Source organism: Nocardioides kongjuensis (genome assembly GCF_013409625.1).
GTDB lineage: Bacteria > Actinomycetota > Actinomycetes > Propionibacteriales > Nocardioidaceae > Nocardioides > Nocardioides kongjuensis.
In genome coordinates, this window is sequence record NZ_JACCBF010000001.1 from 2,255,781 (window position 1) to 2,268,485 (window position 12,705).

A 12,705-nucleotide genomic window follows, 5' to 3' on the forward strand; every position below is an offset into this window, starting at 1 on the left:
CGGATCCACCACCCTTCTGGGATCCGGGATTCCCCCGGGGTCGGGGATGGTCGCGGTGCGGCCGCCACGCCGATGCTTCCGGCATGAAGACGATCACCCGCACCCGCCGTACCGCCGCCCTCCTGCTGACCGGGGCCCTCGCCGCCGTCCCGGCGCTGGCGCTCTCGACCGCCGACGCCACCGCCGGGACATCGAGGCAGGCCGCCCACCACGGCGACAGGGTCGCCGCGATCCGCGCCGCCACGGCGAAGTACCACGACATCGATGTCGCGCTCGCCGACGGCTACGTGCCTGTCTCCGAGTGTGTGGAGAGCCCCGAGGGCGCCATGGGCGTGCACTACATGAATCCCGCGCTCGCCGGCGCTCCGGTCGACCTGCGCCACCCGGCGTTCCTGCTCTACCTCCCGGGGAGGGACGGGATGCGCCTGGTCGGTGTCGAGTACTTCAAGGCGGACGCCGACCAGGACCTTGCCACCGACGAGGACCGTCCGAGCCTGCTGGGCCACGAGTTCGACGGTCCGATGCCCGGCCACGGTCCCGGCGCCCCCGTGCACTACGACCTGCACGTGTGGACCTGGGCGCACAACCCGGACGGGATGTTCGCGGAGTTCAACCCGGCGCTGTCCTGCTGAGGACGGACAGCGCCGGGCAGGCCACCGTCAGCTGCCGCAGTCGGCTCCTGCGACCGACCGGCCGAGGACGATCTCGGCACCGAGGACCTTGATACGCAGGGCCGTCTGGGTCACGGTGTTGCCGGAGCGGGTCTGCTCGTTGAGGGCGACCGCGACCAGGCCGACGTCGACCTTCAGCGGGGTGCTGAGGCCACCGGCCGGCACGACCGGGACGCCGTTGATCGTCAGGCCCGCGACCTTGGACTGACCGCTGGTCGCGGCGGCGCCGGTGCAGCTCGACAGCTGCGAGGACGCCGAGCTGGTGAGCCCGTCGACCTTGATGGTCGCGCCGGCGACGGTGATCGTGGCGCCCGCGACCTCGGCCGAGGCCCTGGACCCGCCGGTCGTCCGCTCGGTGGCGCCCTCGATCACGTCTGCCTTGACCGACTGCGCCGGGAGGAGCAGCAGCGCCGGCGTGATCGTGACGTTCGCGCGCAGGATCCGGTCCGTCCGCGTCGCGCACGGGCTCGTCGCGGCGTTGGCGTCGCCCAGCGTGATCCCCAGCAACGAGACCGCCGTGCCGCGGCAGACGCCGGCGACCGGGACGACCCGGTACGACGTGGACGCGGTGCCGGTGAGCGCGTTGTTGTCGGTAGCCGTGACGGAGAACGTCTTGGTGCCGGTGGTCGCCGTGTCGATCGCCGCTCCGGCCGGGACGGTGCCGACACAGCTGGTCACCGTGCCGTCGGGGTCGGCACACGAGTAGCTCGCCTTCACGACCTGTCCCTGGAAGTAGACCGCACCGTCGGGTGGCGTGGTGATCGTCGCCGTCGGGGGCTGCGAGGTCACCGTCAGCGTGCCCGGCACGAAGGCGAAGGTGTAGTTCGCCGTCGACAGGGTGCCGATCGCCGCGGTGATCGGGTAGGTCCCGGCGGGACTGGTCGCCGTGGCCGAGGTCGACAGGGCAGGTGCGCCGTCGACGTCGGCGCGGTCGTCGCCGTTGACGTAGCCGGTGAACGTGGCCGTGAACGTCGGCAGGGGGTTGCCCTGGACCTTCGTCTTGTCGTCGGCCGTCACCGTCAGCGTGGCCGGGGTGACCGTGAGCGTCCCGTCCTCGTAGCCGACGGTGTAGTTCGGCCCCGCGTCGGCGCCCGAGCAGGTGATGGCGTAGCTGCCGACGTTCGCGTGGGCACCGGCCACGGTGCAGTGCGGCGCCGTGACCAGCGCGTCGCCGCCGACCAGGCCGGTGACCCCGAAGGTGTACGCCGGGTCGCCCGCGCCGTACACCTTCGACGTGCTGTCGGCGGTGACGGTGACCGTCGCCCGGGTCACCTCGAGGGTGCCGTCGACGTAGGTGATGGCGTAGTTGTGGCCGGCATCGGCACCGGAGCACGAGATGTCGTACTCCCCTGCCGCAGCGTGCGGACCTGACACGCCGCAGGTCGGCGCGGTCACCAGCTCGTCACCGCCCAGCAGGCCGTCGACCTGGTGGGTGAACGCCGGGTCGGCCGTGCCGTAGGACCTCGACTTGTTGTCCGCGGTGATCCTCACCCCGGCCGGTACGACGACCAGCGAGCCCGCCTCGTGGGACAGCGTGTAGTTGCCCCCGGCGCTGCCGCCCGAGCAGGTGATCGGGTAGGTCCCGACGTCGCTGTGCGGACCACTGACCGTGCAGGTCGCCGGGGTGACCAGCTGGTCCGAGCCGTGCAGCCCGGAGACCTGGTAGGTGAATGCCGGGTCGTCCTCCCCGAAGGTGATCTGCTGGTCGTCGGCCACCACGACGCCGGGCTTCGCCGTCACCGTGAGGGTGCCCCCGGCGTACTCCACCGTGTAGTCGTCGCCGGCATCGGCGCCGCTGCAGGTGATCGGGTAGCTGCCCACGTCGCTGTGGGCGCCCGCGACACCGCAGGTCGGGTCGGTCGTGAGGGCGTCCGGACCGACCAGACCGTCGCTCGTCCAGGTGAAGGCCGGGTCGTCGTCGCCGAACACCGTCGCCTTGCTGTCGGCGCCGATCGTGACGACCTTTCGTCCGACGCTCAGCGTGCCCGCCTGGTAGGAGACGGTGTGGTTCGGCCCGGCGTCGGCGCCCGAGCACTCGATCGCGTAGGAGCCTGCGGCCGTGTGCGCACCGGCGACCGCGCAGGTCGGGTCCGTCACCAGGTCGGCCGCGTCGATCCCCGCCACCGACCAGGTGAACGCCGGGACGCTGTCACCGTAGGTGATCGACTGGTTGTCGGCGGTCACCACGACCCCGGCGGGCAGCACGTCGAGCTCGCCGGGGAAGTACTCGATCGTGTAGTTGTCGCCCGCGTCGGCGTCGGTGCACAGGATCGGGTAGCTGCCGGCGTCGTCGTGCGCGATCCGCGGCTCGCAGACCGGCTCGTCGACCAGGGCGTCGGAGCCCACCAGGCCGTGCACCGTGTACCCGAAGACGGGATCGGGGTCGCCGTAGGTCTTGGTGGCGTTGGCCGCCGTGACCGCCAGCGCCTTCGGCGTCACGGTCAGCAGGCCGTCGGCGTAGCTGACGGCGTAGTTGCCACCGGCGTCCGCGCCCGCGCACGCGATGGCGTAGCCACCGACGCCGTGGTGCGGGCCTGCGACGTCACAGGACGGCTCGTGGGTCAGCTGGTCGCCGTCGGTGAGGCCGTCCACCGTGTAGCCGAACGCGGGGTCGGCCTGGCCGTAGACCTTGGTCGCGTTCCCGGCAGTGACCACGACGCTCCTCGGCGTCACGGTCAGCGTCGCGTCGACGTAGGAGACGGTGTAGTTGCCACCGGCGTCGGCGCCGGAGCACACGATCGGGTAGCTGCCCGCGTCGGCGTGCGGCCCGCTCACCGAGCAGCTCGGCTGGGCGAGCAGGGCGTCGTCGCCCACCAGGCCCGACACCGTGGACGTGAAGCCGGGGTCGGCTGCGCCGTACGCCTTGGACCTCGGCTCGGCGGTGACCACGACGGTCGCCTTCGTGACGGTCAGGGTGCCGCCGAGGTAGGCGATGTCGTAGTTGCCGCCGGCGCTCGCGCCCGAGCAGGTGATCGGGTACGTCCCGACGTCGTGGTGTGCCCCGGCGACCGAGCAGGTGGCCGGGGTGGTCAGCGTGTCGCCGCCGACCAGCCCCTGCACCGCGAAGGTGTACGACGGGTCGGCGGTCCCGTAGACCTTGGACTGGTTGTCGGCGATCACGGTCGCGGTCGCCCGGGTGACCTGCAGGGTGCCGGTCTCGTAGCGGACGGTGTAGTTCGACCCCGCGTCGGCGCCCGAGCAGGTGATGGCGTAGCTGCCCACGTCGCTGTGGGCGCCGGCCACCGTGCAGGCCGGCTGCGTGACGAGCGTGTCCCCACCGGCGAGGCCGGCCACCGTGGCCGTGAAGGCCGGGTCGGCCGTGCCGAAGACCTTGCTCCCCGGCACCGCGGTGATCACCACCTCGGCCTGGCCGACCGTCAGCGTCCCTGCCACGTAGGCCACGTCGTAGTTGCCGCCCGCGCTCGCCCCCGAGCAGGTGATCGGGTAGGTCCCCACGTTGGCGTGCGGGCCGCTGACGGTGCAGGTGGGCGCCGTGGTCAGGCTGTCGGAGCCGACGAGGCCGCTGGTGGTGAAGGTGAGGGCGGGGTCGCCCTCGCCGTAGGTCTTCGTCCTGCTGGTGGCCGTGATCGTCACCGTCGCCTTGCCGACCGACAGCGTCCCCGGCGTGTAGGCGATGGTGTAGTTGTTGCTGGCCGCCGCACCCGAGCAGGTGATCGGGTAGCTGCCGACGTCGGCGTGGGCGCCGCTGACGCCACAGGTCGGGGCGGTGGTGAGGGTGTCGGAGCCGACCAGACCGCTGGTGGTGGACGTGAAGGCGGGGTCGGGGGCGCCGTACTGCCTGGCCTTGTTGTCCGCGGCGATGGTCACCGTCGCCGGCGTCACCGTGAGCTGGCCGGCGACGTAGGTGACGTCCTGGTCGGGGCCGGCGGCGGCGCCCGAGCAGGTGATCGGGTAGCTCCCGACGCTCGTGTGTGCACCGGAGACGCCGCAGGTCGGCGGGGTCGTCAGGGTGCCACCCGAGGTCGTGAAGGTGAAGTCGGGGTCGGCGGTGCCGTAGACCTTCGTCTTCGGCTCGGCCGTCACGACGACAGGCGGGTTCCACACCTCGGTTGCCGACGCGGTCGCCAGGCAGGTCGTGACGGGGAGGTAGCAGGCACTGATCTGGTCGGTGCCGGCCAAGTTGCCGGTGTAGGTGAAGGTGGCGTTGCCGGCGGGGTTGGTCGACGCGACGCCGCTCGCGGTGTTGGCGCCGGTCACGGTGAAGCTCACCGGACCGTTGGGGATGGCCACGCCGTTGGAGTCCTTCAGCTTGGCCGTGACCGTGTGCGTCGTGCCGACGGGCGAGGCGTCGGTGGCCGGGGTGAGGGTCATCGAGGTGCTGACCGGCTGGGCGCCCGGGACGCAGTTGACGGCAGGGTTCGGGACGAAGCTGGTGCGCAGGTTGTTGACGAAGACCGCCGAGTCGTAGCGCGCATCGCCCTGGTCGAAGATCGAGAGATAGAGCGAGTGGGCGCCCGGCGCGACCTGGGTGTTCGCCCGCAGCAGGGTCGTGGCGCCGTCGTAGACCGTGCCGGAGGCGTTCGCGGCGGACAGGCCGCCGATCCCGGTGCTGTTGACGCTGACGACGTTGCCCGAGGAGTCCTTGGCGAAGCTGTTCGGCGCCGTGATCGTGGCGTCGTTGGTGGTCTGGTTGGCCGTCCAGGTCGTGCTGTCGAGCTCGGCGACGAAGCCGTCGTTGAACTGCTGGCCGACGTACTCGGGGAACTCCTCGGACAGGAACTTGAAGTCCATGCTGAGGCAGTTGGTGCCGGTCGGGGCGGTGAAGTCGATCTTCAGCACGGTGGTGTCGCGGGCGGAGTTGCCGCGGACCGTGAGGTTGTCGTTGATGCGGACGTCGGACAGCGTGCTCTGCGAGCCGAGCACGTTGCTGACGCTGCCGGTGGTCAGGATCCCGAACGGGCCGGACGGCGACGGGAAGCCGCCGATCGCGGTGGTGGACGTGCCGTTGACCGTGCTCGACGCGGGCACGGTGCTGAAGCTGGCTCCGGTCCGCTGGAAGCCGGCAGCCGACATCGCGGTCGCGATCGTGGTGGCGCCCGCGGCGGTGTTCGGCGCCGCAGTCACCGCGGCCGACGCCGGTGCAGCGGTCGTCGCCACGATCCCGGCCACCCCCAGCAGGCCGGCGAGCGCCGCGGTGGCACCCTTCGAGAGCTTCGCCCGACGCGTGACGCGTCGATGAGTACCGGACATACCAAGACCCCATTCTTGGTTCCAGTCCCGAGAGCGGCGGAGGGAGACCGCCAGCCACTGTCGTCAGGGACCGTCCCACCCGCTGGAGCGCGCGGTCAATCAGGTCGCGGAGGATTTGACCGAGACCTCGGGAAACTTTGCCTTGGCTCGCCAGCATTTCCCAAGGATCCCGGCCTAGCGTCGTTGGCGGACGCCCTGCCTGTGGCTGGTACAGCGTCCCGCGTCGTACGGTGACGGCGCGCCGGCAGCGCCGCATCTCCCGCAGGCGGCCGCCGCCCGCAGACCTCCACGGCGGAGTCCGTGGAGGTCTGTCGGCGTCCGGGACCGGCGAAGACCGGAGGTCGCCGCCGCAAGGTTTTCCCAAGGACGCCTGTCGATGGTGGAGCCGTCCATCTCCGATCCCGAGGCAGGTTCGATCATGCTCCTCACGCGCCGCCACGCCGACGACCCACTGACGCCCTCATCGATTGCCGACTCGGGCCGGAAGTCCGCACGACACCGCAGGCCCGGCGGCCGGTTCCGGGCCCGCCTGCGCGCGCACCTGCGCGCCCGGAGGAGCCCCGTCGCCCTCGCGACGGCCCTCGCCGTACCGCTGGCGCTCGGGCTGCAGGTCGTCACGCCCGTCGCTAACGGCGATCCCGGCCCCGTGGGCAGCGGCTTCACGGTGACGACCGGCGACCTTGCCTTCATCCTCAAGCAGATCAAGATCGCCGAGCGCCACGCCGCCACCCTGTCGCCGGCGCATCCCTGCAGCACCTTGGTCAACCAGCCCGGTGACGGCATCCCGGACGCCGAGCAGGTCCCCGACATCCTCACGTCCTACGGCCTGCGCACCGTCGACGGGAGCTGCAACAACCTCAAGGCGGGCGACGAGAACTTCGCCGCCGCCGACCAGCCGTTCCCGCGCCTGACGAACCCGAAGTTCCGCCCGGCCGAGGACGTCCCGCCGGGCTTCGGTCCTCCGGGATCGACGTCGTACGCCCAGAAGAAGGGCAACGTCTTCGACTCCCAGCCCCGGGTGATCAGCAACCTGATCGTGGACCAGACCTCGACCAACCCGGCGGCGATCGCCGCGGCGCAGTTCCCGGTGCGCAGCCAGGGCAACACCGGTGTCGTGCCCTGCACGACCGACCCCGACCCGAACGCGGACCCGCCCGTCGCGGGCGTGCCGGACGGCTGCGTGCCCAGTCACAAGACGCTGTTCATCCCCAACGTGACCACCGACGTCGGCCTCTCGCCGCCGTACAACAGCCTGTTCACGTTCTTCGGCCAGTTCTTCGACCACGGCGTCGACCAGACGGTCAAGAGCGGCGGCACGGTGTTCGTCCCGCTCAAGGCGGACGACCCGCTGCGCACGCTCGGCCCGGACGGCAAGCCCGGCACGGGTGACGAGGTGCCCGCCTCCCAGGCCTTCATGGTCCTGACCCGCGCGCAGAACCAGCCCGGGCCCGACGGCGTGCTCGGCGACGACCCGGCCACCCCGGCCGACGAGAGCGCCGACGACGTCCAGAACGCCAACAACACCGACACGCCCTGGGTCGACCAGAGCCAGACCTACACCTCCCACGCCTCGCACCAGGTCTTCCTGCGCGCGTACGCCGCGAGCAGCCGGCCCGGCCCCTACGGCGCGAGCAACCCGGCGTCGGTGTCGACCGGCAAGTTCCTCGACGGCCTGCCCGCCGGCCAGACCTACGCCGGCTCGCCCGACGGCACCGAGGGCATCAGCACCTGGGCCTCGGTCAAGAAGCAGGCGGCGGAGCGGCTCGGTCTCGAGCTCGTCGACATGGACGCCCTCAACGTCCCGATGCTCGCGACCGACCCGTACGGGAAGTTCATCCCGGGCCCGGCCCGCGGCCTCCCGCAGTACGTCACGAAGACCGGCCTGGTCGAGGGCGACCTCGCGAACCCGGTCCCGGTCCCGGCCAACGTGCTGCACTTCGACACTCCGTTCCTGACCGACATCGCCCACAACGCGGACCCGAGTCCTCAGGACACCGATCACAACCCGGGAACCCCGCCCGTGCCGCCGGTCCCCGACGCGGACGACACCCCGTCCGCCGACTTCGCGAGCCAGCAGCCCGGGACCTACGACGACGAGATGCTCGACGCGCACTTCGCCTGCGGCGACGGCAGGTGCAACGAGAACATCGCGCTGTCGACGATCCACCAGATCTTCCACTCCGAGCACAACCGGCTCGCCGCGGAGATCGACCAGGTCCTGACCGGTGACACCAGCGCGGCGGGCATCGCCGCCCTGGCGGACTGGAAGGCCATCGGGGTCAGCGGCTACGGCTACGGCGAGCGGCTCTTCCAGGCGGCCCGCTTCATCACCGAGATGCAGTACCAGCACCTGGTCTTCGAGGAGTTCGCGCGCAAGGTCCAGCCGGCGATCCGGCCGTTCCACGTCTACAGCCCGGACATCAACCCGGCGGTCGAGGCGGAGTTCGCGCACGCGGTCTACCGCTTCGGTCACTCGATGCTCGACGACGACGTGGCCCGCACGAACGCCGACGGCTCCGACAACTCACTGCCACTGCTGACGGCCTTCCTGAACCCGCCCGAGCTCTTCGACGGCGGATCCGCAGGAACGCTCGGCGCCCGCGCCGGCGCGGGGTCCATCATCATGGGCTCCTCCGACCAGGTCGGCAACGAGCTCGACGAGTTCGTGACCGAGACCCTGCGCAACAACCTGCTGGGCCTGCCGCTCGACCTCCCGGCGATCAACATGACCCGCGCCCGTGACGCCGGCATCCCGCCGCTCAACGACGTGCGTCGGCAGATCTTCGCGGAGACGAACGACGGCCAGCTGGCGCCGTACACGAGCTGGAGCGACTTCGGGCAGCACCTGAAGCACCCAGAGTCGCTGATCAACTTCGTGGCGGCCTACGGCAAGCACCCGACCATCACCGGGGCCACGACGCTCGCCGCCAAGCGAGCGGCAGCCCGAGCGATCGTCGACCCGCAGGCCGGTGACGTCCCGCCGGACGACGCGTCGGACTTCATGTTCAGCACCGGCGCCTGGGACAGCAACGCCAACGGTGTCACCACCACCGGTCTCGACGACGTCGACCTGTGGGTGGGTGGTCTTGCCGAGATCACCAACCTCTTCGGCGGCCTGCTGGGCAGCACGTTCAACTACGTGTTCCAGACCCAGCTGGAGAAGCTCCAGGACGGTGACCGGTTCTACTACCTGGCCCGCACGCCCGGCATGAACCTGCGCACCCAGCTCGAGGGCAACTCGTTCTCCGAGCTGATCCAGCGCAACACCGACAACACCAACACCCTCAAGGCGGACGCCTTCGCGACGGCCGACTGCAAGTTCCAGCTCTCCCACCTCAACGGCACCTCCGCCGGGTTCGCTCAGTTCGGCTCCGCCGTGGCAGACGACCCGGCGACGCCCGACTGCGACGAGAACCTGCTGCTGTTGCGCAAGCCGGACGGCACCATCCAGTACCGGCAGTTCAACTCGGTCGACCCGCCCGGCATCAACGGCCAGTCGGTCTACCAGGGCACCGACGGACCCGACCGGGTCTTCGGCGGCAACGACAACGACACCTTCTGGGGTGGCAAGGGTCGCGACGTGATCGAGGGCAACGGCGGCGACGACGTGGCACTCGGTGGCGAGGGAAGCGACATCATCACCGACCTGTCCGGTGCCGACACCCTCAAGGGCGGTCCCGGCAACGACGCTGCGGACGCCGGCATCGGTGACGACATCATGATGGGCGGCGACGGGCAGGACGTCCTGAACGGAGGCGCCAACGACAACGAGGAGTTCGCCGGTCCCGGCAACGACTTCGTGATCCTCGGCCAGGGTGCCGACGCCGCCTTCGGCGACGGCGGCGACGACTGGATGGAGGGTGGCTCGGGCCAGGACCTGATCCAGGGTGACCACGGGGCACCGTTCTTCGACGACCCTGCCGAGATCGCTCCCGGCAACGAGATCATGATCGGCCAGGTCGGCGAGAACGACTACGACGCCGAGGGCGGTGACGACCTCATGGCCGCCAACGCCGCGGTCGACCGCAACGCCGGCGCCGCCGGCTTCGACTGGGCCTTCCACCAGTACGACACGGTGGGAGCCGACGAGGACATGGCGATCAACAACAACCTGGTCGGCGTGCCGATCCAGGTGGTCGTCAACCGCGATCGCTGGCAGGAGGTCGAGGGCAACTCGGGTTCGGCGTTCAACGATGCCATCCGGGGCACCGACGACACCCCGACGGCCATCGGTGGCGCAGGCTTCGCCGGGTGCGACGCGCTCGACCAGGCCGGCGTCGACCGGATCGCCGGGCTCGCCGCCCTGGTGCCGCCGGGCATCATGACGGTGCCGGCATCCTCGCTCAACGCGAACGCAGCAGCCGGGCGGTGCCCGCTGTCCGGGAATGTCTGGGGTGACGGCGAGATCCTCATCGGTGGCGGCGGAAGCGACACGCTCACCGGGCGTGGCGCGAACGACATCATCGACGGCGACCGGTCGCTGAACGTGCGCATCGACGTGCACGCCAACGCGGACGGCACCGGACCGGTCATCGGCAGCACCCACCTGCTGGAGCACCCGTACCTCACGGGCAGCACCCGCACGCTGCAGCAGGACGTGTTCGCCGGCATCGTGGACCCGGGCCAGCTCGTCATGGAGCGCGCGATCCTCCCGGCACCTGCCGGCGACCGCGACGCCTCCAGCTCGGCGGCCAACCCGGCGCCTGCGGTGGACACGGCGGTCTTCCTCGGCCCGCGGTCGAGCTACACCGTCACCTCCGAGGGTGACCACCTGGTCGTCGATCAGACGGGCGCGCTCGGTGCGGCCCAGAAGGTCAGCGACGGCCGGGACACGCTGCGCAACATCGAGCAGCTGCGGTTCACCAACGATGACGGAACCACGGAGACCGTGGTCCTGGCAGCACCCGATGCACCCACGATCGGGACCGCCACGGCCGGGCCTTCCTCCGCCGACATCACTTGGACCCCGGCCGCCACCGGCCAGCCGGTCAGCAGCTTCGAGATCCAGGTGCTCAGCGGCGGCGTCCAGCAGGGCGCGCTCCGCACGGCGCCGTCGACCGACACCAGCGCCCACGTCACGGGCCTGACCAACGGCACCAACTACACCTTCAAGGTGCGTGCGGTCGGCGCCTTCGGCACCAGCCCGTACTCCGCCGAGTCGAACGCGGTCACCCCCGCCAACACGGCTCCCGGAGCACCGACGATCGGCACGGCGACCGCGGGGGTCGGCTCCGCGAGCGTCACCTGGTCCGGGCCGGCGAACAACGGAGGATCGCCGATCACCGGGTTCGTGGTCCAGGCGATCAACGCGGCCAACACCGTGGTCGGCTCGACGACAGCCGGACCCGGCGCCACCAGCGCCACGGTCACCGGCCTGGCTGCGGGCACATCGGTGCGGCTGCGGGTGGCCGCGGTCAACGCGGTCGGCACCGGCCCGAACAGCGCACCGTCGAACGCGGTCACCGTGCAGGCGGACACCACTCCACCGACGGTGACGGCCAGGAACCCGGGCATCAACGCCGTCAACGTCCCGATCGCCACGACGGTGACCGCAACGTTCAGCGAACCCGTGACCGGCGTCAGCGGCACCACCGTCCGGCTCCGGAACACCGCGACCGGCACCAACGTCACGGCAAGCGTGACGATGACCGGCAACACGGTCACCCTCACGCCGAGCGCGGCGCTGGCCAACAACACTCAGTACACGGTCACGCTGACCGGCGGTGCCACGGCGATCAGGGACCTGGCGGGCAACCCGCTGGCGACGACGTCGTGGAGCTTCCGCACGGTGCCCGACCTGGTCGCGCCGACGGTGACCAGCAGGTCACCGTCACCGGGCCAGAGCGGTGTGGCGGTGGGCGCCAACACCGTGGTGACGTTCAGCGAGCCGGTCACCGGCGTGACGCCGACGACGTTCTTCGTGACCAACAACGCCACGGGAACCCGGGTGGTCGCAACGATCACCCAGACGCCGGACGGGCGGACATTCACGCTCAACCCGGTCCTCAACCTGCCGGCCGGGAGGACCTTCACGGTCACCTTGACCAACGGCATCCGTGACGGCGCGGGCAACAGGCTGGTCGCGGTGACCTGGACGTTCAGCACCTAGGAGGAGGAGCAGCACCCAGGACGGATGCCCGTGGCCGGAGGCCGCGGGCATCCGTCCGTTCCGTCCGCGTTCCATGCGTACAAGTTCCGTGCAAGGCCGCCGGTGAACCATCGAGGCATGGACGTGCACGCACTGCGCCCAGGCGCCCTCGTCAGCCGGACCAGGTGGGCCGCGCTGGCCGTGGCCCTGCTGGTCGCGGCGACGGCGTACGGCGGCTACCGCGCGATCGACCTGGCGAGCAACCCGGTCCCGGACCCGGCGGTCCTGCAGCTCGGGGGCGCGCGGGTCGAGCTGCTCTCGGCCGAGGAGGTCGTCGGCGTCGCGGCCTCGGACCTGATGAGCGGCATGGGCCACAACATCTCGGGCTGGGTCCCGGAGGACCAGATGATGGTGCAGGTCTGGTTGCGCGTCTCCGCGGGTGACCGCGCGGCCGGCTACGACGCCGGGCAGCTGCGGGCCTTCTCCCCCGGCTCCAGCCGACCGCTGCTCCCCGTCAGCGGCACGCTCGGCGACGGCACCCTCACCCCACACGCGGTGGTCGAGGGTTCCGTCAGCTTCGTGGTGCCACGCGACTGGACCCACCTCACGCTCGGCGCGACCGGCTCGGACCGGTCGATCGACATTCCCGCACTCCCCGCAGCCCCGGGTTCCTCCGGCACGCCGGCTCCCGGCGGCGAGGACCACAGCCACCACTAGTTCCCAGCCAGGAGGGCA

Annotated in this window: 4 protein-coding genes; 3 read left to right on the plus strand and 1 reads right to left on the minus strand. The window is 71.1% G+C overall.

Annotated elements, in window-relative coordinates; all coding sequences use genetic code 11:
• Positions 1-83: 83 nt before the first annotated feature.
• Positions 84-632 (plus strand): hypothetical protein, encoded by a 549-nt coding sequence (locus BJ958_RS10885; protein WP_179726852.1) that lies wholly within the window; start codon positions 84-86, stop codon positions 630-632.
• 27 nt (positions 633-659) lie between these two features.
• Here the strand turns inward: BJ958_RS10885 and BJ958_RS10890 are convergent, their stop codons facing one another.
• Positions 660-5,882, minus strand: coding sequence for an MBG domain-containing protein (locus BJ958_RS10890; protein WP_179726853.1), 5,223 nt, complete (start codon positions 5,880-5,882; stop codon positions 660-662).
• 376 nt (positions 5,883-6,258) lie between these two features.
• Here BJ958_RS10890 and BJ958_RS10895 point away from each other — a divergent pair, with 376 nt between their 5' ends.
• Both BJ958_RS10895 and BJ958_RS10900 read left to right on the plus strand, forming a co-directional pair.
• Positions 6,259-11,991, plus strand: a complete 5,733-nt coding sequence (locus BJ958_RS10895) for a peroxidase family protein (RefSeq protein ID WP_218865694.1) — start codon at positions 6,259-6,261, stop codon at positions 11,989-11,991.
• Positions 11,992-12,108: 117 nt separating this feature from the next.
• Positions 12,109-12,687, plus strand: a complete 579-nt coding sequence (locus tag BJ958_RS10900; protein ID WP_179726854.1) for a hypothetical protein — start codon at positions 12,109-12,111, stop codon at positions 12,685-12,687.
• Positions 12,688-12,705 lie beyond the last annotated feature (18 nt).

What these genes read in the sequence shown, in the direction of transcription:
- BJ958_RS10885 (WP_179726852.1), top strand. Translation starts at nt 84, where the DNA reads ATGAAGACGATCACCCGCACCCGCCGTACCGCCGCCCTCCTGCTGACC.
- BJ958_RS10890 (WP_179726853.1), bottom strand. Translation starts at nt 5,882, where the DNA reads ATGTCCGGTACTCATCGACGCGTCACGCGTCGGGCGAAGCTCTCGAAG.
- BJ958_RS10895 (WP_218865694.1), top strand. Translation starts at nt 6,259, where the DNA reads ATGGTGGAGCCGTCCATCTCCGATCCCGAGGCAGGTTCGATCATGCTC.
- BJ958_RS10900 (WP_179726854.1), top strand. Translation starts at nt 12,109, where the DNA reads ATGGACGTGCACGCACTGCGCCCAGGCGCCCTCGTCAGCCGGACCAGG.